Raw genomic sequence first — 20,443 nt, 5'->3', positions numbered from 1 at the left:
CAGCAACTGCGTAATGCACCCTTCAGGCGCGGGCTGATACCCGTAGCCGAACATAGTCGGCAGTCCAGTTACCTTGCCCATCGCTTAAGCTATGGGCGAGCAGGCTCATTGTATTATCCACAACGGCAACCTTAAGATCTTCGTCAAGCCCGTGTAAGAAAGGACTGGCAAAGGTTTCAAGCCAGCCAGCCATGCCCGTAGGCAATGGGGTGGGGCGCGGAATAAGCTCAATCGACTCCACTCGGAACCCCACCGTTTGCAGCAGGTGCGAGTACTCCTGGGTTGTTGGAAAGTACCAGGGATGGCGCCCTCGGGAACTGATGCCGCGAAACTGTAACGATGCGATCAGTGCGGTACAGATCGCCGCAACATTGCCGTGCCCGCCAAACTCTGCAACGAACCGGCCGCCAGGCTTCAAGGCTCGCTTAACACCGGCTAACACCGCCTGTGGGTCAAGCATCCAATGCAGCGCGGCATTGCTAAACACAGCATCAAACTCATGATCAAAAGGCAGTTGATGACCATCGACGACTCGTGCGGTCACACCACGCAGCCGCGCCGCATTTACCATGTCTTCTGAAGCGTCTATGCCGAGGACATCGGCTCCTCGTTGTACTAGCTGTGCTGTTAACGTGCCATCGCCACAGCCAAGATCCAAAATGCGTTCGCCGGGTTGGGGCGCTAACTGTTTGAGAACGTCAATGCCCTGCTTTGGAACAAAGTGAGCGTGCTCGGCATAGCCACTGACATCCCAATTTTGCCCAGGTGCGTTTTGAGGAGTGTTGGTCATATTCGGCGTCCTGGCGGTGCGCTGCTATTATTACATCAATGATCAGTCATCAACGTATCGTAATAGCAGTATAGCTTGCTGGTGCCTAACTTATTAGATAGACAGTGAAAAATCTAATGGGCTGATGAGTGAAGCAGGCGCCTCAAGATATGAAGGTGGTGGTGACAAAGGGCGAGGTCATTGCACGCAGTAGTGCTGAATAATTGAGACCGAAGCGAAGCTCCGAGCCGGGTGCCATAAGGGCGTGTGTTTCAAGCACTAAGTGGTCGCTGCTGGCGGCGAGTACACTGACGCCGGTTGGGGCTACCAAGCCGTCAGGGTCGATATCCTGTCGGCCAATGGAGGCGATGGTTTGGATTATTGTGCCACGTTCCCGCATGGCAATAGGTACACCAAAAGCGGCTTCACCAGTGATTCCATGTGGCGTGGTGGGTTTGGCCATTGACTCTATTACTGGCACCACCAGTGAAAATGCATCGGTGTGTAGCCCTTTTAATGGACGTCTGGTGAGTGGATCACAGCCCAGCAGAATCGACTCACCAAGGCGAAGATCATTAATGTGGCCAGCAGGGGATGACATCGCCCAGGAAAGGTTGGCCGAATTGCCCCCGGAAATAATGGATAAATGTACCCCAAGCGTGCTTTCAAGCAGGCTAGCGAGCTGGGATAACTCGTGCATATTATCAGCACTCGGAACCACTCCTGCGCGGCACGCTAAGTTGGTGCCGATACCCACCAGTTCAATGTGGGTGGTGCTTAGCGTATGCTGGGCAAGATCCATCAACTGATGTGGTAGTACGCCCTCGCGTAGATCTCCTAGCTCGACCATTAACACTACGCCATGGATGCTACCCTGTTTAGAGGCCGCCACCGCCAGTGCCTGGATGACCGTTAATTCACTTACCTGGCTAATGCTGGCGCAACTGACCGCGCGTTCGGCCTGCTCGGGGGTAGGGGAGCGCAGTAGTGTAAGGGGGGCCTGGATGCCAGCAGCTGTAAGTATTTCAAGGTTCTCAATACGAGAGTCCCCCAGCCGAACCACGCCACCTGCCATCATGGCTTGCGCGACTTTCGGCAAGCCTAACGTTGCCTTGGTAATACCTGTGACGGCGATTCCCTGGGTGTTCAGCATGGTCACTAACTGACGAGTGTTCTGCTCAATCTTGGTGAGATTTATCTCGACCCGCGGCGAACTCACGCTATTGCCGGTTGCTGGTGTGCCTGTAGAGCTGGGAATGCCTGGGTGACCATGGATACCAGTGTGGAGGGATCGTGCCAGAGTGCATCGGTAGCGGGTATCCCCAGTTCTTGCTTATAACGGAGTACAGTTGCCAACACTTCATCCTGCGTCATATTCTCATGATTAATAGCCAGCCCGATCACTTTAGTATCACCAAACAGCTCTATGAGCTTAATCTCTGAAAGAGGCAAGGGCATGGGCACATCGGGGTAGTCACTAAGCACTATACGGGCAGGGGCATGTTGCATGATAACGGCCTGGGGACGGCTTGCGCGCAGTACGACGGTTGAGCTCAAATAAGCGGGATGGCTAAGCGCGCCCTGACCCTCAATCACAATAACCTCTGGGCGCTCCCCTTCATAGGCGGCGAGCACGGCTCCCTCCAGTTCGCCTACACCGAACTGGGCGGGGATCGCATCCAGCGCAACGCCATAGGCAGCCCCCTGCATAAGGCCGGTCTGTCCGGTGCCCACCATGACAGTACGAATGCCTGCATCGTTGAGTGCCTGGGTTAAAAGGGTTGAGGTGGTACGTTTGCCAATAGCTCCGTCTGTGCCCAGGACGGCAATGCGAATGCAGTCAACCTCGCCAATCGCTCCGTCAAACATGCGCAAATGCTTGGTCGGGCGGGGGCGGCGGATATCGTGAAGCGTTGCGCCATTGGCAAGTGCTGCCGCTGCCATTTCCGGGTCATCGGCTAGAAACTCGTGCAGCCCGGAAACCACGCTAATGCCAGCATCAAGCGCGTCCAGTACCACCGAACGATCCGCTTTGGACATTAAGCCGGATAGCGGGGCGAGTCCGAAAATAAGCACATCAGGGCGTATGTCAGCAGCCAACAGTGCGGCTTGCAGGTCTGATACGATCGGGATACCTGCGGCTTCTGTACCGAGTGCGACGCCCGCATCTTTGCCTGCCATTGTGCTATCGATGACTGCCAGAATGCGATACCGTTCGCTGCTGCGGACTAAGCCGTTAGCGGTTTTGCCGTCAATGCGGGTGAAGTTAGCTTCGCAATAAACGATGGCGGATTGCCGACTATCATCATTGCCACTGTCAGCGTTGAATATAGCTTTAAGAGAACTGGGAAGCATGAGTCGTAAACCTCAGGTCTGGACTCAGAGGAGGCGACAGGAAGGTCCCGGCCCAGTTGGCCGGTGATCAACGAGAGGACTCCACCAAGATCAGTGGATGTACGTCAGCATACACAGATTGGGGAAGCCCGTACGTTTTGTCATTGCAAAGGATATTTTTGAACGGGTGGTGGTGAGCGTTTATCTGTCTGGCCGGGGCTGCAATTGGAAAGACAGATATCATAACGTCAGTTCAACAGTGGTCGAGGGTATCAATGAACTCATCCATAGCGCGCTATAACGTCACTTCTCCTGTGGGGGTCATTGCCGATACCCATGGGTTACTGCGCGACGAAGTGCTAGTGTTGCTGGCAGAGTGCGAGTTAATCCTGCACCTGGGGGATGTAGGCAACAAAGAGGCGGATATAGCGATCCTGGAGAAACTCGCAACGCTGGCGCCAGTTCACTGCGTGCGGGGGAATATCGACACGGCAGTGTGGGCGGAGGCGTTACCATGTCACCAGACGATCATTGTAAATAGGCAGCGCCTTCACCTGGTTCACCGGATTGTGGATTTTGACTCCAACACTGCTTGTGATGCAGTGCTGCACGGCCACTCCCATCAGCCGCGCAATGAGTGGCATGATGGTAAGTTACTTTTCAACCCTGGAGCTGCCGGGAAGCGACGGTTCAAACTTCCTATCACCTTAGGCAAACTCTGGATAGATCCTCTTCAGATACGTGGTGCCATCCTGCATTTACCGTTATAGCCTGAGGGCGGATGCCACCTGGCTGAGTTGGGCTTCAAAGTGGCGCACTTCACGCGTGTACGGCCCTGCTAACGCAAAACCGGTCAAGCGCTGTTGGCCAGCTGAGTCCCGGCTGTAGTGCAAAAACGTAGCTCCCTCCTTATTCGCGACATGCTCAACCCACTCGCCCTGCTCTTGGGGTGGCCATACCGCGATTGGGTAGCAGGGGGTTTTGATAATAATTGTCGATGGGATGCCGGAGTAATGAGTATTCTCACCGCACAGCAGTGCCCCTAAAACAGACGCTTGTGCTTTTAGCGGCTTGATGAAAGGCAGCAGCTGTGCCTGGTGCTCTACACAGTCACCTAAAGCAAAAATATGCCTATCAGAGGTACGCAACTGGGTATCCGCTACCACTCCCTTATTCGCCTTCAGGCCGGCTTGCAGTGCCAGAGCAACGTTAGGGGTCAGCCCCAGTGCACTAATCACGGCATCAGCATAGAGACATTGGCCGTTAGCCAGGGTTACCCGCAGGCTTCCTCCGTCATACTGTTCTACTGTCTCCAGTGTTGTTTCGGTGTAGAGCGTGATGCCTCTATGCTGAAACTGCTCGGCGAGGCGCTGGCTAAGACCCGTAGGTAACAGACGAGCTAAAGGGTGTGCCGCCATATCAATCAAGGAGACCGCATGTCCGGCGCCAGATAAATCGTCAGCAAATTCACAGCCAATTAAACCAGCACCCAAAATAACGACGCGAGCAGAAGGGTGGGCATCCAGTTGCTTACGCAACAGGCGATAATCGGTCAAGTCGTTAACCTGTACAACCTGGTGTGATGCATTGCCAGACAGTATTGGTTTAGGCTGGTGAGCACCCACTGCAAGCACCAGATAGCGGTACGGCAGGCCGCCGCGAGGTGTAATGAGGCGCCGGTTGGCTCGGTCGATCCCCAATACCCGCGTGTGGGCGACCAGCGTAACATTGAGGCGATTGGCCTGGTGTTCACCACTGGCGATAACAAGGTCGTCCGGTGATTGGCCAGTTGCCGCTGCTGCCGATAGCTGAGGTTTGTAATATATCTCGCTGGAACAGCGCGATACGACCACAATCGGCACGCTATTATCACGCTGGCGGATACTCTCAACCAGCGTCCAGGCCGCCATTCCCCCTCCCACAATCACTATTTGCTCTGCCTCGTTTGGGAGGGCGCTGGATGGTGTGGCAGGCTGCATGGTAGCCGCACCGGATGGTGACTCTGTTGTTAGTAATACGAAATCCTGTTTACGAACACCGCAATCGGGGCATTCCCAATCATCGGGGATATCTTCGTAGCGTGTGCCCGGTGGCAGCCCGCCATCTGGATCGCCTTGAGATTCGTCATAGATAAAGCCACAAACAATACATAAATAACGGCGGTAAGGGCGGTCGGCAGAGGTCGTCATGGTGCCTCCTTAAGCCGCTTGTAAACGATAAAGTTCTTTACGGATATGCTTCATGGCCGGTGTCACAATGGCCACAAAATACGCTTCGCGCAGCTTGCGCTGGGCGGGGGCATCGGCAAGATAACCACGTGCGCCGGCATGCAGCATGGCAGCTTGAGAAGCCCGCAGAGCAAGCTCTGAGGCTCCGTAGCGCAGTTGCAAGACATCAGCAAACAGAGCGTTGGAGGCGTCATGCACCGCATCTTTAGCTAATAGGGTGGTGGCTTTACAGGCATCATCCAGAGCCTCTTCCAGCGCTTCAGGCTGTTCGTCGAGAAAGCAGTTAACGTGCTGGTGGGTTTCACGCATCGAACGCATAATATCGATGCAACCCTGGATCACACCCAGTCCCATGCCCATCTGGAGCAGCACAAAGCCCGAACGGATTCGGGGTATAAGCGTCGTAACATCATGGCTGATCACCTGCTGGTCGGGGATAAAGCTATCTTTAAAATGGCACGCATAGGTGCCACTTCCCTCCAGCGCAGTGAATTCGGCGCACTGCTGAAGGCGAAAACCAGGCTGGTCGCAGCGAGTGAGTGCCATAATGTTGTGTGAACTGTCTTCTAACTGAAAAATGGCTGCAAATACATGATGTTTATCAAGATTAGACACCCATGGCAGAGTGCCATTGGCCAGATAACCGCCTTCAACCCGCCTTGCCCGGATTTTTAAAGGCTCAATACTGGCAAAGTGTTTCATTGCGTTGGATAGTCCCGTGCCTCCCAATTGCACTCCGCTACTGATGAGGGGCAGCCAGTTATCGCGTACGCGCTCATCATCCGCGTGCTCTAAATACCACGCCAGTGTGTCTTGGCACCAAACGCAGAACCCCGTTGACATGCACTCCTGGGATACAGAAGCCATGACTGCAATGGCCTGGGTAAGGTCTGTTTGCCTGTCTGGCTGTTGTGATGCCAGGTGATGCCGGTAAGCGCCAAGTTGCCCCAGCCCATGCAGAAAGTCGCTCGGGTAGTACCCTTGCCGATCAATGGCAATAGTGTGGGGGGCCAACTGTTGGTTAACGAGCGCTTTAATTTCGGCTAATACCGGGTGTTCCGTTAACTGGTTGAAGTCAATAATGGCATTCATGATATGGCCTATGGCAAAGATGTGATTCGGTAATAGCACCGGTGAAGGCACATCGAGTCTCTTTGCGATTACCACGGCAGAAATCATGCCAAACTATGTAAAATGATATCTAACTAATTAATTGTTAATTACTTTTTTTCAACGAGAAGAAAAAGCGAGTTATCAAACGTTAAAGAATAAAGCGCTGGATTGGACAATGTTTACAATCACGACAAAAGTGATGACATTGTTAGCCTATCTATATCATTTACTGCTGGCAATCGCTTCTGAATCACCCTCCTGGCTGTTAAATGACGCCCTTGTTGTTTGTTTTTTTGTCGTTAAATCAAAGTGCTATAAAGTATCGGCATTAGTCTTGCTAAGTTTAAACATATCGCTAATTCGCCGCTTAAAACATGCTTGGCTAGAGGTCTCATCATGGGTGCATCGATTCAGATTAATGGCATTACTCACCGTTTTAGTGAAAAAGGGCCAAATGTACTGGAAAACCTGGTGTTTGATATTGCCCCTGGACGTAGTACTGCCTTGATTGGTGAAAGTGGCTGCGGCAAATCCACCTTGTTACACATGCTGGCAGGTCTGATGCTTCCTACAGAAGGGTGTGTGCGCATTAATGGGAGGCAAGTGACCAAGCCACACCCTGAGTGGAACATGATGTTTCAACGTCCTGGCCTTTACCCCTGGCTGAATGTTCGACAGAACGTTGCACTAGGCTTGCAGTTCACTGGTAAAACAGCGGCACTTTCCCACCGGGTAGAGGAGATGCTGGCACTGGTAGGGCTGAGCGATAAAGGATCGTCGCGTCCTCAGGATTTATCGGGTGGCCAGCAGCAGCGTGTTGCATTGGCACGCTCACTGGCCGTCGAGCCGGAAGTGATTCTGTTGGATGAGCCATTTTCAGCATTGGACGCTTTCACCCGGCGCAACTTACAGATTGAGGTTCGCCATATTGCCCGTGAAAAAAATATCACCCTGGTGCTGGTTACCCACGATATTGATGAAGCGCTCACCATGGGGGACAGCGTGGTGGTAATGGGCCGTAATCCAGGCTCCTTCCAAAGCGTAATGGAGATTGAACTGGCCTATCCGCGTAGCCCGATTGACCCTGCTTTTGCGCTATTGCGCGATGAATTAATGACCCGTTTTAAACACTCTGTTGAAGGCTATACACCGGCCAGGCAAGCGTGCTTGGCGAGTGTTTCTGACCCTACTAACAATATAAAAACGCCAGCTCATGAAAGGCTGCAAGAGTGCAAGGAAACGAGACGCTCTGCTCCTCTGCCTATCAACCGCTAAATCGCTGGAGTAATCCCTATGCCCCCCTGCAATTGTCACCACCAGAGTCAGCTTGATTACCAACTAACAAATGCTGGCCGCCGTCGTTTTATGCTTGACAGCCTCGCTGCCGCAGGCGGTTTGGCAGCGGCAATGAGTATGCCAGGTATGATGCGACGAGCCATGGCAGATGACACGATAGTAAGAATTGGTTACCTACCCATTACCGATGCTACCCCGCTACTGGTAGCCCACGCACTGGGCTACTTTGAAGAGGAAGGGCTGAACGTAGCTGACCCGGAGCTTATCCGGGGTTGGTCTCCGCTGGTGGAAGGGTTTACCAGGGGGCGTTTCAACCTGGTGCATCTGCTCAATCCTATCCCAGTGTGGATGCGTTACAACAACAACTTTCCTGTCAAGATTATGGCCTGGGCGCATGTTAATGGTTCAGCAGTGCTAGTGAGTGGGCAGAGCGGGGCGGAGGAGTTCTCTGACCTGGGGGGCAAGCAGATTGCTGTTCCTTACTGGTACTCAATTCACAACACGCTATTACAAATGGCATTGCGTGACGCTGGATTAGAGCCTGTCATTCAGGATCAGGCCGCCCCTCTGGCAGATAATCAGGTCAATCTTATGATCCTACCCCCTGCTGATATGCCACCTGCACTGGCGGCTGGACGAATTGATGGCTTCACCGTTGCAGAGCCATTTAATGCCGCAGGTGAGCTATTAGCTGGGGGCAAGTTGTTGCGCTTTACCGGCGATATCTGGCAGAACCACCCCTGTTGTGTTGTGTGCATGAATGAAAATCAGATAGAAGCCAATCCGGAATGTACACAGAAGACGCTTAACGCGCTGGTCAGAGCCTCCATTTACGCACAGCAAAATAAAATCGAGACGGCTGAAATGCTATCCCGGGATGGGCGCGGTTATTTGCCGATGCCCGCCGAAGTGGTGATTCGTGCGATGAGTCATTATGACGTTGATGATTACGCAAGCCCTAATGCCATTCGCCATAGTGAGTGGGGGAGTGGGCGGATCGATTTTGCACCCTACCCCTATGCATCCGCTACGCGCCAGCTGGTAAGCGCAATGAATGAAACACTCGTTGGTGGTGATACCACGTTTCTGGATGGGCTGGATCCTGACTTTGTAGCGGATGATCTCGTTGACTACCGGTACGTACGCAAGGCAATGGAGCAGTACCCCGAAGCACACTTGCCCGGTACACCGGAAGGGCAACGCTGGGAGCGTGAAGAGAGGATTCAGCTATGAGTAACGGCATAAGCAGTGGTGCCGTCGCTATCCGTATCAGTACCATGCCCTGGTCACCGCTGCGTCAACAGCTATTCGGGAAGGTGGCGTATCCTCTGATGGGGTTGGCGATCCTGTTGGTGTGCTGGTGGTTTGGGGGATATCTGATTGCCAGTAATCCAGCGACACAGTCATTTGCCGGTTTCGCTCCGGCCCAGGCATTGCCGGAGGCCTGGCGGTTAATCGTTTCGGGCACTTTGATGGGGACGGTGTTGCCAAGCCTGTACCGTATTGGCATGGGGCTGCTTTGGGCCTCTCTGGTGGCAGTGCCCATCGGCATTTTAGTGGGGGCCTCTCCTGTATTGCGGCAAATCACCGGCTTCCCCTTTCAGTTGCTGCGTATGGTCAGTCCTCTGGCCTGGATGCCGATAGCCGTGCTGGCATTTGCAACCTGGGATGGTGCCATCATTTTTCTCATCTTTATGGCTGCCCTTTGGCCGATTCTGTTTTCGACGGCGTTTGCCGTACAGCGTATCGACCCAATGTATTTTAAGGTGGCACGCAACTTTGGTGCTTCCCCTCTGGCCTGCTTGCGAAGGCTGGTCCTTCCGGCGGTCGCGCCGGATATCCTGGCAGGCTTTCGTCTAGCACTGGGGATTGCCTGGGTCGTGCTGGTGCCCGCAGAATATTTAGGCGTCACCAGTGGGCTTGGTTATGCCATTAATGATGCCAGGGATATTCTGGCTTACGATCTGTTGGCTGCACTAGTGCTGATTATCGGTATTATTGGTTACTTGCTGGATAGCATTATCGTTGTGCTGATTCGCTACTTGGGATGGCAAAACAGTGCTTAAGCTAAGCTGCCGGGAGAGCCCGTGATGACTACGCCGCTACTGAGGCATAAAAGCCAGGATATTAATCAGGACACTTTGATTCTCTCAGAAGCGGCGCACTTCCTTGGTAGCTCCCTGGAGGCGGATACCACCATTCCGGCAGTATTACGCTCGCTCTCGCAATTGGCAGGCCTGAACCGGGGCCGTGTCGTGCTGCCGGATGCTGATCACCAAACGCTCCGTATCGCGTACTCATATGGTTTGCAGCCGTTTGAAAAAGCACGGGGTGTCTATCAGCGTGGGGAAGGGATTACCGGTAGTGTTATGGAAACCGGGCGGGTCTGTGTGATGCAGAATATAGATGAAGAGGATGGTTTTCTATTCCGCGCTGTAAGCCGTGAGGTACTTCCCGATGATGTGGTGGCCTTTATCGCCGTGCCCATTTTGTTGGATGAAATGCCAGTAGGTGTTTTAGCCTGTCACCGGTTGCGTAATCGACCACGGGGCATTCAAACCGACTTACACTTATTACGCATTATTGCCGCGATGATTGGGCAGATATTGCGCATCAAGGAGCTGATTAAGCAGCGAACCGAGCGGTTGGAACATCAAAACAGTGCCCTGCGATCGGCTTTGGAGCGGCATAAAGTACAGGATCAAATTCTAGGGAATAGTTCCAAACTTAAGCAGGCGTTGGATGAGGCCATCCAGGTGGCCAACAGTGATGCCACTATCATGCTGCAGGGAGAGTCGGGAACAGGTAAAGAGAAGTTTGCACGCTTGATTCATACCCACAGCTCTCGTGCCAACAGACCTTTTATATGTATCAACTGTGCTGCCATACCGGAACATCTACTGGAGGCAGAGCTTTTTGGGCATGAGAAGGGCGCTTTTACCGGCGCTATACGCAGTCGTGCCGGAAAAGTGGAAGCCGCCAATGGGGGAACGCTATTTCTCGATGAAATCGGTGATATGCCCCTGGAGCTACAAACTAAAATGCTCCGTTTACTCCAGGAGCGCAGCTTGCAGCGAGTGGGTGGGGATCAGGAAATCCCCATGGATATCCGAGTGCTTACCGCTACTCATATGGATCTGCAGCAAGCGGTGAATAATGGCGATTTTCGCCTGGATCTGTTTTATCGCCTTAATGTAGTTCCCTTGCGTTTACCGCCGTTACGCGAGCGGGAAGGGGATGTCGCCTTGTTGGCACACTATTTTCTCAATATGTTTAACCTGCGCCATGACCGGCAATTGAGTTTTGATCCAGGGGTTATTAACCGCCTGGATAGTTACCCGTGGCCTGGCAATATCCGGCAACTGGAAAATGTGATTGAGCGTGCGGTGCTGACAGCGAGAGGCGTAAGCATTACGTCTGCGCATGTTGAGCACATTCTGCACGATGAATCGCAAATTGAGCGTTATCCGACATTTACCCGTGAGTCTGTTACGGAAAAGCATGCTCGGGGAGTGCGAACTGAACCGGTGTTCACTGCTCATGTACCGATGGATAGTTATTCCATCGAAAGGGCTACGTTTGGTAATGGCGGAGGGCGGCCATACCAACGCGTGGTTGACTCCGACCCTGAACAGCTGGTCGCTGTATTACGAAGTGCCCGTGGCAATAAAACCGAAGCTGCACGCCAGCTTGGATTAAGCCCTCGCCAGTTGTCCTACCGGCTACAAAAGCTCGGTATTGATAAAACCCGCTATTGCTAAGTGAAAGATTCAGTTTAGTTTCAGTTATAAAAGGATAGCCCCTGACTGGTCAGGGGCATCTCTGAGCAGCACTATTCTTTATCTGCGAGCCTTATATGAAAATTGACAGGATTACGCAGGGTGTTGGCAACAGGGGAGTAGAAATTGGCGTGCTTCACGATCTCATCAAGTGTATCGCGAGAGGCGTCTCCCTCAACCACTACTTTAACGCGTATCTCCTGAAAGCCCATCTCGGAGGGAATCATCTCTGCACCGCCAGCTCCCCAGGCGGCAGGGTTGCCAATATCACCTTCGAGAAGCAGCTCAAGTTTGGACAGTTTAACTTGCTTCCATGTAGCCACGGCAGTGATTCCCACTGCCAGGCAGCCGCCCAAAGCCGAAAGAACAATTTCTCCAGGGGCAGGGGCGGTATCCTGTCCAAACAAATGCGGTGGTTCATCCACCACCACTGGTGAGTGCTCACCCACATAACTTAGCGTGCGGTACTGACCTTCACAAATGGTATGTACTTTGTTGGTACCACGCATTTTAGGATTATTGCGGCCTTTTTCCGCGAAACCCAAAAGCCCCGCACGGTCGATGGGGCGCAGATAGTGGCTAATGGTTTGAGGTGTGTCAGTTGCAGTGGCCATAATTGGGCTCCTAGCTTCGTCAGAGTGGCATGGGTGTTCTATCAACACCGGCCACCTGTAAGAGCACGATACGTACCATACGGGTAATATTTTATAGTTATCATGCCCTTATCTTTTTTTTAAGCTTGATGGGGGTGGCTGTAACAAGGTAGGGGCAACAATGCTGACAATTAAGGGTCATCAATGTCGACATTGTTAAGCTGTCAAGCAGTAGGTTAATGGCACCGTGCTGTGCCATTCTGTTAGCTGAATTTGCGCGTGAATCATATAAGCGAGGCATCATGAACGACACTATTAAATTGCTGCAATCCCACCGTTCAATCCGAAAATTTACTGATCAGGAAATTCCTCATGGAATGCTGTTAGAACTCATCAAAGCGGGTCAGGGCGCTGCCACCTCCAGTCATGTGCAGGCGTACACAGTTATCCATGTGAAAGATGTAGCTAATCGGGAAAAGATTGCGGAACTGGCGGGTGGGCAAGGCTACGTTGCCAATTGTGGCGCTTTTTTGGTTTTTTGTGCTGATATGAAGCGTCCTACAGAGGCTTCTGAGCGCACAGGGGCAAAGGTAGAGCGTGGAATGACAGAGCAACTGCTGGTTGCCACGGTCGATGTGGCCCTAATGGCCCAGAATGTCGTGGTAGCGGCGGAATCAGAAGGGTTGGGGATCTGTTATATCGGTGGTATTCGCAACAATCCACAAGAGGTTAGCGATCTGCTGCGCCTTCCGGATCATGTCTACCCGGTATTTGGCATGTGCCTTGGGTACCCCGCCCATGAGCCGGAGGTGAAGCCGCGCCTACCCGTCGAAGCGATTCTGAAAGAAGACTACTACACTGAAGACAGTGAACTGGTGGAAGCCTTTGATGCCACGATGCAGGCGTACTATCAGGCTCGCAGCAGTGGTAACAAAAATACCGATTGGTCACACAATTTGACGCCGTTATTTGATAACAAACTGCGGCCTCATATGCGTGACTTCCTGGTTAAGCGTGGTTTTGAAATGAAGTAATCCATTCGGTGCCCAACGTCGTTTCTATTGGCGTTTAACCGTACGCCCAGCACTGTGTTGGGTATCATCTATACTCAATGCATGGCAACAATAACAAAAGGAGCCATTGATGACTCTCAAACGTGCTTACTATCTACTGGCGGCATTTTATACGCTCATCCCTGCCATTGGTGTGGTGGCGATATTCTCAGGAGGTGGTTCGCCCCTGGCGCTGGCACACCTCTCATTAGGAGCGCTCGCGGTGCTGGGGTTATGGGGCTATATTTTGCAACGTGGCTTTATGAACCCCCGTATTTGGCGGCCTTTTGCCGCTCTCCTGGCGATTGGCGTCGTTGTTCAGCTACTGGTGGTGATTAGCATGCCGATATCGAACGTGGAACTAACCTGGATGCTTACCAGTAGCATTTTCTCCGTTATGCTGGTGATTCTGCTCTACCATTACGGTAACCGTGACCAGCCGCTATGGGCTACTACAGAAGAGGTGGATGCGGCCCGCCAGTTAACCACTCTATTGCAGGAAGGGGCGCCGATAACCGCTGTACACCGTGACGGTGAGCGCGAAAACAGCGCCAACGTGTGTAAAGTGGGAGATCTATATCAGGCGCGTATTACCCGCCGTACCGGCAGTGGACAGGAGTCCTTTGAACAATGCTTTAGATATCCCGAAACGCTGGTATTTTTTCTGGAGAAATTTGCCAGCATTACCGTGCAGGATTTTAAACAGCGGCCATTGGCGTAATGGTTACGATGTACCCAGCACAGGGTTGAATGTTGGTCATGTTTGGCTTTTTTTATATTTTCAGGGGGCAGTGGAGTGATGGATTCTCTTTATAGTTAACTCAATTCGTTAGTAACTCTTCTAACGTTACAGGTTTGCCCAAGTGAAACCCTTGACCATACGTGATTCCATAATATTTTAAAATAGGTGCCAAAGCCTCCTGGTCAACGTACTCGGCGATGGTTTGCTTACCAAATCCTTTAGCGATATCGGCGACCGCTTTTACGATCGTGTGGCTGTCAGGGTTGATAAGCAAGCTGCGGATAAATGAGCCGTCAATTTTAATATAGTCAACGGGCAGCTGGCCCAAGTAATGAAAGCTGCTAAAGCCGACACCGAAATCATCCAGGGCTGTGCGGCAACCCAGATCACGAACGGCTTGTAGTACATCGCGTGCAGTTGAAAAATCGGTAATGGCAGCGGTTTCGGTCACTTCCAGAATAAGGTGGCGGGGGTCGGCGCCACTGCGATGCAGCTCATCCATTAAGTATTGTCTTAGTCCCATATCGTGGAGCGATTGGCCGGATAAATTGATCGCTAATGAAATACCTCGCTCCCGTAGTTTTTTAAGTGCTTGTAGGCTGTGTTTAATCACCCATCTGTCAACCTGAACCACTAAACCGCTTTGTTCCGCCACAGGAATAAAGTGGATGGGCTCTACTAAGCTGCCATCTGGGTTGCGCATTCTAAGCAACACTTCATAGTGCTTTATATCCCGGTCTGCCAGACGGACGATAGGCTGTACCATCAGTTCAAAGCTGTCTGATTCGAGGGCGCTATGCAGGCGCTCTACCCAGTAAACGCGCTCCTGGATCTCATCTTTTGCGTTTTCAGACTCTGAAAGCAGGTACCAATGCTGGTTACCGCTCTCTTTGGCCTTGTACATTGCCATATCCGCACTGGCCAGTAGTTCGGCAGGGGTTTGACCATGGGTGGGGAAGAGCGCGATACCAATGCTGGCCGATATATGATGTTTTCTGCCGGCGTTTGTAAAGCTGATAGCATCTAATAGCTGGCTAATATACTCCGCGATATTAATCGCTTGCTCACCATTGATATTCTCTAACAGCAATGCAAATTCATCGCCACCCAGGCGTGCAATGGTGCTGCGTTGGCCCAGATTTAAAAACAGTGTTTCTGCGACTTCGCGTAGCAACCGGTCGCCAATGTGGTGGCCGCTAAGCTCATTGATCTCTTTGAACTGGTCCAGATCCATCAGCAGGATAGCGCCTTCACAGCAGCATGAGAGGGTCGTTAGCAGAGCATCCTGGAAATAGCGGCGGTTAAAAAGCTCGGTTAAAGGGTCATGCTCGGCCAGCCAGGTTAAACGCGACTCAGCCTCTTTACGCTCGGTAATATCCAGTCCCACGGAAATACGTGCAGCGCTACCTCCGCTGCTTTCAAGTAGAGGTGAGTGGTACCAGGCAATGGTATAGAAGCGTTTGTCGTAGGTTTGAAGGGTTTTTTCTTCCTGGCTAGGTGTGCTGTTCTCGTCCTCATATATTTGACTGTTTGGGTCAGTCGCTTGGGACTCAATGCCGTTACTATGAGCTGACGAGGCATTTTGGTCAAAAATATCGGCAAAGCGACGGCCCAATAAATCGGCGTCTTCAAGCGCCAGCCTTTCCCGTGTGTAGTCATTCACAAGTTGTATTTGCCCGGCACTATTCTGGACTACGATGAAGACCTGGGTGGTATCCAACAGGTGGTTAACAAAGTCGCGTTCCTTGGCCAACTCATCAATACGTTCAGCTAATTGATCGCTGTGATCCTTAACCGCATTTTCAAGCGTTTCCAACTGGTACGAGAGTTCCCGGGTCGAGTGTTCCAGTACATCAATTTCATTGGAGAGGCGGGCCTGATGGGTAGGTAGCCTGCTCCGCACGCTGAGAAACTTGCCATTTGCCAAGGCGGGAAGCAGTTCGGCAACACGTCTGAGCCGCGCCATAGGCCCCCATAAAATGGATAGCAGGAGTGTCTCAATTGCCAGCCAACCCACCAGACCAACGATGAGTAGGGTGTTGGTAGCAGTTTGAATGGCGGTAACTTGTGGTGTGACATCAGAGATAAGTAAGAAATAGCCGGTGTTGCGCCAATCGCCATTATGCTCCATATGGACGGCGCTAAGTTCCAAATAGCGGTTGGCATATTCAATATTAAAGGGTGTGTCAACCAAGTGATGAATAGGCAGGGCGGTTGAGGCAATTTGTAGTAAAGGAAGTAATTGTTCATGGTTGTTCACGGCAACCAGATGAGCGTTCCAATCCGGTAATTGGCGCTCCTTGCCGATGCTCTGAGCCTCCCGGCGGCTGGTCACCAGAAGGGCGATTTCTCCCCCGGATACCTCCCTGGCCTGCCTGATGACGTCCCCAAGAGAGCGCGACACCACCACTGTTCCGATAGTTGTACCATCCATCAGTATCGGCATGACTGCAAGCTGCTGACAGCTAACCGTGCAGTGCAGTGCGGTAATGGGAGACTCGGTGGTTAAAATATCGTCTATCCCGTCATAAAGGTGGCGTTCAGTGTTTGGTTCACGGCTGCCCAAGTGGCCGGCCAACTCTCCGTGAGCATCAAACACAAAGACGTGATTGACGTTGTCCTCTAATTGTAGGGTAGGCCACAGTGAAGTTAACACTGTCTCGACATTCAGTGTGCTGCTCTGAGTTAGCGCATTGATCAAGCCAGGTGCAGTTGCTATCAAGCCTGCCAGTGGGTGTAAGTTATCGGCCGAGCGCTGTATAGCCAAACGAATTACACGCTGCTGCCGCTCGTGGTGGGCCGCACGGCTGTTCTCCAGTTGTTGGGTTAAATGATGGTGGCCCAGCCAAATGAAGAGAGTTACAAGTACCAGTAACAGCAGGCTGCTAAGTGCTGTTACGCGCCAGATTAAACTTAGTCTTTGGTGCATTTGTAGAGATGAAAGACCTTTCATCAACGCGTGTCCCATTCAGGTTCAGTCGTTGTTAAAAGCGCAGCGCAAGCGGGAACAGCAGCGTGTTCCAATACTGACCGTTGCCGGTTTATTAGCGGAGGCTTGAGCTGACAACCCGCCAGTGCGGTATTACGGTTTAACCTGTGGGTGGTTACATCGGAATGGACGACCAATAAAATAGCCGTTTCATCTGTTACCGACTGGGCATGCGACGGCTCTGCTATTGCGATGAATACGACTCCAGGGAATACCCAGGCTAAATGCCCAGGTTCGGAACGTAACAGGAAGAAGAGCGGCATGGTACGAACGCTACCCAAAGTTCGTAAACGCCGGACTGGTGCACTGTGTAGATTCCGTCCACAGTGTTGATGTGAATGAGCTAATGACGCTTTCTCCCCTGCGCCGTGGTGGAAAGTCCCCGCGTATTAATAGCTTATCGGCCTTTTATTATTAACGGAAACAATGAAACTGTGTCAAAACAGCACGCAGTGGCTACCCTACACCAATTTTGAGGAGTTTACAGAGGGTGATGTCAACGCAACGATTGCAGCGAAGAAAAAGTTTGCGCTGGCTCAATGAATTGCTTGCGGTCGGCCGCCGCCATTCGGTGTGTCAAGGGTGTTGGCCTGCTCTGGATTCAGCGAAATAGAAGAATGGCTAATTGTTTGTGGCGCAACGCCTTAGCCGTCTTTTCCCGATCTCTTAATGCGTTGGCCTACATAAGGTGGGGAGCGTTCTGCGAAACGAGAGGCGACCATTTTTAAATGCAGCGATGACCGGAGAAATCTCAGCAAGTGCGCTGGACGTATCGGTGGCATCAAGAATAATGAGGTCGGCGGGGGCACCGGGGTGGATGCCGTAATCTACTAGCCTCATGATGCGGGAAGGTTGATAAGTCACCAGTTCCAGGCAGAGCCCAAACTCCTCCGGGCCAACATGCATGGCATTGGCATAAAGGTTGGCGATGCGCAGGAGCGAGCAGTCACCGAAAGGCGTGAAAGGGTTAAGGACATTATTCGTGGCTAACGAGGCTTGAGCATTATACTGAGACACCAGCCGGTGAACAGGAGCGATCCCGCGGGGAGTATTAAAGGAGTGATTTCGCCCATTCAGATATAGGTCCGTGGCAGGAAGCGCGGTGACGGCAACGCCGGATGCTGTCAGACAATTAGCGGCTTCCTGAAATGCCTGCTCGTCCATCGCTGATAATTTGGTGACATGACCGATGGTAACTCGGCCCTTCCAGCTATGCGACGTGGTTTGACGGCAAATTTCGAACAGCAGAGCACCCTTGGGATCAATATCGAAATCAAGGTGAAAGTCGATATCAATATTCCTCTCTGTGGCGATATCAAAAATGCGATCAATTTGAGCCTGGGGGTCGCTGTCGGTATAAGGGCAGCCGCCTATCAAGTCAGCGCCATTATCGAGCGCTTCAAGAAGCAGACTCTCCGTACCAGGGTCGTTGGTCAGGCCCTCTTGGGGAAATACGCAAATTGAGAGATCAATCGCATAGGCGTAATCCTGCTTTAACGCTTTGATAGCCTCGAAGGAGCGCAGACCTACGCGGGGGTCGACCTCAACGTGAGTACGCATGTGGGTAGTGCCTTGCAGAATGGCCTTTTCCAGCGTTTTCGCACCACGGCTATATACGTCATCCATGGTAAAAGACCCCTTGGCTCTCGATACCGCTTCAATAGCACCTTTCAGGCCATCCCCTGGGCCTTGGCAGCAGCTCATCAGACAGGATTTATCGAGGTGAACGTGGCTATCGACAAAGCCTGGTAGCACTAATCGACCATTCGCATCTTCTGTCGCGACGCCTGCCGCTACCGCTGGGTCGTTATCCCGCTGTAGGTCAACGGCAATGATGTTGCCTTTCCGCACTGCCACCGAGTAAAGGCCCGGTAAGTCTGGTAGTACAGCGTTTATGATCACAAGCTCTGGTTTAAGAGTGTGCGACATTGAAGGAGACTCCTGTAAACGATATTAGGCTGTATTGAATGCATTTTTGTTTATATATTATGTTCAATTTAATATTGTTTTTGTTGGTGATGACGTTCTGGTCAAATACTCACTCCCCGGTGGTTACCCCACTGTTCAAGTGAAACTCCTTTAAGATCAAATGTCTCGTTGCTACGGCAGTAACCATTGCCTCCCATACGCCCCAGTGCGTCCAGGCCAGCCGGATCGATATGGAGGCGCTCATTGATGATGGATGAACGAACATGCATGGCGACGACGCGGCCCAAAACAATTTCACGTGCAGCGCTGATTTCAAGTGTTACATGCCGCTGGCATTCAAGCGCCACAGGGGCTTCGGCAATATAAGGGCAGGCGACTTTAGTGCCGGGTAGTGCCGTGAGGCCCGCTTCTTTGAGTTCATCCACTTCAGGGGGGAACGAGATGGCCGTGGTGTTCATGGTATGTAGGTTTTCGTGGTCCACAATATTGACCGTGAACTCGCCGGTCATGCGGATATTGTGTCCCGTGTCCTTAAAGCGCCGGTTGGGGTGGTTTTCTACACCAATCGCAAGGATGGCAGGATCAGCGGAAAGCACGTTAAAAAAGCTGAAAGGGGCGGCATTAACGCGTCCTGCTTCATCAATACTGGTTACCCAGGCGATGGGCCGGGGCACAACGGCGCCAATTAACAGTTTATAGCGCTCATGAGGAGTCAACGTGTCGAAGTCAAAGCGGATAAAACCTTCTGAAGATGGCGCGGATTTTTCTGGCATAGGTGTCTCCTAAGGTTGGTCGGAAATTAAGTAGCGGCTAAGAATCGCACTGACATCGGGTTCCTGATCCGGGTCGTTATTTGCGCGGTCTTCCACGGCATGCAGGTGTGAATCCATGATCTCTATCGCCAGGGCCTGATCCTGTTCGCGCAGGGCTTCAACGAGTTGTTGGTGCTCTCGAATACCGCACTCAGCGGAGTGTGGGCGCCCGAAACGCGCCAGTATCAAGGATGAGCGGGAAACTATCCGGGTGACAAAATTGGTCAATTCTTCAGAGCCTGTCAGTTCTGCAAGCAAAATATGAAACTCTCCCGCCAAGCGAATTGAGCGTGGGCTCGATGCTTTCAGCGCACGCTCCTCTTCACGAACATGGCTAAGCATGGCGTCGATTCCATCCTTGGACATCTTGCGGCAAAGTCGCTCAATCACTTCTCTCTCCAGGCAGCGTCGCAGCGAAAAAATATCCTCTGCCTCCGCAAGGCTTGGCATCGCGACAGCTGCGCCTCGGTTTGGGCGTATGTCTACAAGACCATCGGACGCCAGGCGCAGCAGCGCATTGCGGGCTGACGTGCGGCTAACGCTGAAAGAGTCTCCAATCGTATCTTCCGGCAGCTTCACCCCAGGGCGCAGCGCCTGCTCAAGAATGGCACGTCTTAGTGAGGCATAGATGGCATCGCTACGGCTGTTAGAACTCGACATAAATGGTTTCCAGCATGTATTCGCCTTGCGGTGTGCGAAGGCATAGTTTCAGACGAATGCAGGGTAGTCGTCAATAATTGAATGCAATTTTATGTTGATATTGCACTCAATCGTGTGTAAAAGTTGTTTGCGAAGACTGTCAGCATG

General features: G+C 52.2%; 17 protein-coding genes. 7 read left to right on the top strand and 10 right to left on the bottom strand.

Annotated elements, in window-relative coordinates:
- Positions 1–22: 22 nt before the first annotated feature.
- The 3 genes from HP566_RS03355 to HP566_RS03345 all read right to left on the bottom strand — a co-directional run bounded on the left by HP566_RS03355 (position 23) and on the right by HP566_RS03345 (position 3,124).
- Positions 23–790 carry a class I SAM-dependent methyltransferase gene (locus HP566_RS03355; protein WP_249975850.1) on the bottom strand — a complete coding sequence of 256 codons (768 nt, stop codon included), beginning with the start codon at positions 788–790 and terminating at the stop codon, positions 23–25.
- A gap of 142 nt (positions 791–932) precedes the next feature.
- On the bottom strand, positions 933–1,988 hold the full coding sequence (locus HP566_RS03350) for an alanine/ornithine racemase family PLP-dependent enzyme (protein WP_249975849.1): 1,056 nt from the start codon (positions 1,986–1,988) through the stop codon (positions 933–935).
- On the bottom strand, positions 1,985–3,124 hold the full coding sequence (locus HP566_RS03345; RefSeq protein ID WP_249975848.1) for a DUF1611 domain-containing protein: 1,140 nt from the start codon (positions 3,122–3,124) through the stop codon (positions 1,985–1,987). The genes HP566_RS03350 and HP566_RS03345 overlap by 4 nt, the downstream gene beginning before the upstream one ends.
- A 254-nt stretch (positions 3,125–3,378) precedes the next feature.
- Here HP566_RS03345 and HP566_RS03340 point away from each other — a divergent pair, with 254 nt between their 5' ends.
- Positions 3,379–3,873, top strand: coding sequence for a metallophosphoesterase family protein (locus HP566_RS03340; protein ID WP_249975847.1), 495 nt, complete (start codon positions 3,379–3,381; stop codon positions 3,871–3,873).
- Here HP566_RS03340 and HP566_RS03335 read toward each other — a convergent pair.
- Complete coding sequence (locus tag HP566_RS03335) at positions 3,868–5,292, bottom strand: FAD-dependent oxidoreductase (protein WP_249975846.1); 1,425 nt, start codon at positions 5,290–5,292, stop codon at positions 3,868–3,870. The two genes, HP566_RS03340 and HP566_RS03335, sit on opposite strands and share 6 nt — an antisense overlap.
- 9 nt (positions 5,293–5,301) lie before the next feature.
- Positions 5,302–6,474: an acyl-CoA dehydrogenase family protein gene (locus tag HP566_RS03330; RefSeq protein ID WP_249975845.1), complete on the bottom strand. Its 1,173-nt coding sequence runs from the start codon at positions 6,472–6,474 to the stop codon at positions 5,302–5,304.
- Positions 6,475–6,840: 366 nt separating this feature from the next.
- Between HP566_RS03330 and HP566_RS03325 the strand changes: the two genes are divergently transcribed.
- From HP566_RS03325 to HP566_RS03310, 4 genes are read left to right on the top strand one after another with little or no spacing between them, the layout of a single operon-like run.
- On the top strand, positions 6,841–7,719 hold the full coding sequence (locus tag HP566_RS03325) for an ABC transporter ATP-binding protein (RefSeq protein ID WP_249975844.1): 879 nt from the start codon (positions 6,841–6,843) through the stop codon (positions 7,717–7,719).
- A gap of 18 nt (positions 7,720–7,737) precedes the next feature.
- Positions 7,738–8,973, top strand: coding sequence for an ABC transporter substrate-binding protein (locus HP566_RS03320; RefSeq protein WP_249975843.1), 1,236 nt, complete (start codon positions 7,738–7,740; stop codon positions 8,971–8,973).
- Entirely contained in the window at positions 8,970–9,806 is an 837-nt protein-coding gene (locus tag HP566_RS03315) for an ABC transporter permease (protein ID WP_249975842.1), read from the top strand. Before HP566_RS03320 ends, HP566_RS03315 begins: the two co-directional genes overlap by 4 nt.
- Positions 9,807–9,830: 24 nt before the next feature.
- The gene (locus HP566_RS03310) at positions 9,831–11,501 is read left to right on the top strand and encodes a sigma-54-dependent Fis family transcriptional regulator (RefSeq protein WP_249975890.1); all 1,671 of its coding nucleotides are present in this window, start codon (positions 9,831–9,833) and stop codon (positions 11,499–11,501) included.
- 71 nt (positions 11,502–11,572) lie between these two features.
- Here HP566_RS03310 and HP566_RS03305 read toward each other — a convergent pair whose 3' ends face one another.
- Positions 11,573–12,133, bottom strand: a complete 561-nt coding sequence (locus tag HP566_RS03305; protein WP_249975841.1) for an OsmC family protein — start codon at positions 12,131–12,133, stop codon at positions 11,573–11,575.
- 281 nt (positions 12,134–12,414) lie between these two features.
- Here HP566_RS03305 and nfsA point away from each other — a divergent pair, with 281 nt between their 5' ends.
- Positions 12,415–13,146 (top strand): oxygen-insensitive NADPH nitroreductase, encoded by a 732-nt coding sequence (gene nfsA / locus HP566_RS03300; RefSeq protein WP_249975840.1) that lies wholly within the window; start codon positions 12,415–12,417, stop codon positions 13,144–13,146.
- 109 nt (positions 13,147–13,255) lie between these two features.
- On the top strand, positions 13,256–13,885 hold the full coding sequence (locus HP566_RS03295) for a hypothetical protein (protein ID WP_249975839.1): 630 nt from the start codon (positions 13,256–13,258) through the stop codon (positions 13,883–13,885).
- A gap of 100 nt (positions 13,886–13,985) precedes the next feature.
- Here the strand turns inward: HP566_RS03295 and HP566_RS03290 are convergent, their stop codons facing one another.
- The 4 genes from HP566_RS03290 to HP566_RS03275 form a co-directional block, all read right to left on the bottom strand.
- The gene (locus HP566_RS03290) at positions 13,986–16,859 is read right to left on the bottom strand and encodes a bifunctional diguanylate cyclase/phosphodiesterase (protein ID WP_249975838.1); all 2,874 of its coding nucleotides are present in this window, start codon (positions 16,857–16,859) and stop codon (positions 13,986–13,988) included.
- Between the two features lie 702 nt (positions 16,860–17,561).
- Positions 17,562–18,824, bottom strand: a complete 1,263-nt coding sequence (locus HP566_RS03285; protein ID WP_249975837.1) for an amidohydrolase family protein — start codon at positions 18,822–18,824, stop codon at positions 17,562–17,564.
- Positions 18,825–18,925: 101 nt separating this feature from the next.
- Positions 18,926–19,597 carry a flavin reductase family protein gene (locus tag HP566_RS03280; RefSeq protein WP_249975836.1) on the bottom strand — a complete coding sequence of 224 codons (672 nt, stop codon included), beginning with the start codon at positions 19,595–19,597 and terminating at the stop codon, positions 18,926–18,928.
- Between the two features lie 9 nt (positions 19,598–19,606).
- Positions 19,607–20,296 (bottom strand): GntR family transcriptional regulator, encoded by a 690-nt coding sequence (locus HP566_RS03275; RefSeq protein ID WP_249975835.1) that lies wholly within the window; start codon positions 20,294–20,296, stop codon positions 19,607–19,609.
- Positions 20,297–20,443: the final 147 nt, after the last annotated feature.

Origin of the sequence: Vreelandella olivaria (assembly GCF_023507745.1) — a bacterium.
GTDB classification, from domain to species: domain Bacteria; phylum Pseudomonadota; class Gammaproteobacteria; order Pseudomonadales; family Halomonadaceae; genus Vreelandella; species Vreelandella olivaria_A.
The sequence above is the reverse complement of the archived record's forward strand: the minus strand, read 5'-3'. Positions and strand labels throughout refer to the sequence as shown.

Bases quoted from the DNA above. Each gene is read 5' to 3' on its own strand.
- HP566_RS03355 (WP_249975850.1), bottom strand. From the start codon at position 790: ATGACCAACACTCCTCAAAACGCACCTGGGCAAAATTGGGATGTCAGT.
- HP566_RS03345 (WP_249975848.1), bottom strand. From the start codon at position 3,124: ATGCTTCCCAGTTCTCTTAAAGCTATATTCAACGCTGACAGTGGCAAT.
- HP566_RS03340 (WP_249975847.1), top strand. From the start codon at position 3,379: ATGAACTCATCCATAGCGCGCTATAACGTCACTTCTCCTGTGGGGGTC.
- HP566_RS03335 (WP_249975846.1), bottom strand. From the start codon at position 5,292: ATGACGACCTCTGCCGACCGCCCTTACCGCCGTTATTTATGTATTGTT.
- HP566_RS03325 (WP_249975844.1), top strand. From the start codon at position 6,841: ATGGGTGCATCGATTCAGATTAATGGCATTACTCACCGTTTTAGTGAA.
- HP566_RS03320 (WP_249975843.1), top strand. From the start codon at position 7,738: ATGCCCCCCTGCAATTGTCACCACCAGAGTCAGCTTGATTACCAACTA.
- HP566_RS03315 (WP_249975842.1), top strand. From the start codon at position 8,970: ATGAGTAACGGCATAAGCAGTGGTGCCGTCGCTATCCGTATCAGTACC.
- HP566_RS03310 (WP_249975890.1), top strand. From the start codon at position 9,831: ATGACTACGCCGCTACTGAGGCATAAAAGCCAGGATATTAATCAGGAC.
- HP566_RS03305 (WP_249975841.1), bottom strand. From the start codon at position 12,133: ATGGCCACTGCAACTGACACACCTCAAACCATTAGCCACTATCTGCGC.
- nfsA (WP_249975840.1), top strand. From the start codon at position 12,415: ATGAACGACACTATTAAATTGCTGCAATCCCACCGTTCAATCCGAAAA.
- HP566_RS03295 (WP_249975839.1), top strand. From the start codon at position 13,256: ATGACTCTCAAACGTGCTTACTATCTACTGGCGGCATTTTATACGCTC.
- HP566_RS03290 (WP_249975838.1), bottom strand. From the start codon at position 16,859: ATGAAAGGTCTTTCATCTCTACAAATGCACCAAAGACTAAGTTTAATC.
- HP566_RS03285 (WP_249975837.1), bottom strand. From the start codon at position 18,824: ATGTCGCACACTCTTAAACCAGAGCTTGTGATCATAAACGCTGTACTA.
- HP566_RS03280 (WP_249975836.1), bottom strand. From the start codon at position 19,597: ATGCCAGAAAAATCCGCGCCATCTTCAGAAGGTTTTATCCGCTTTGAC.
- HP566_RS03275 (WP_249975835.1), bottom strand. From the start codon at position 20,296: ATGTCGAGTTCTAACAGCCGTAGCGATGCCATCTATGCCTCACTAAGA.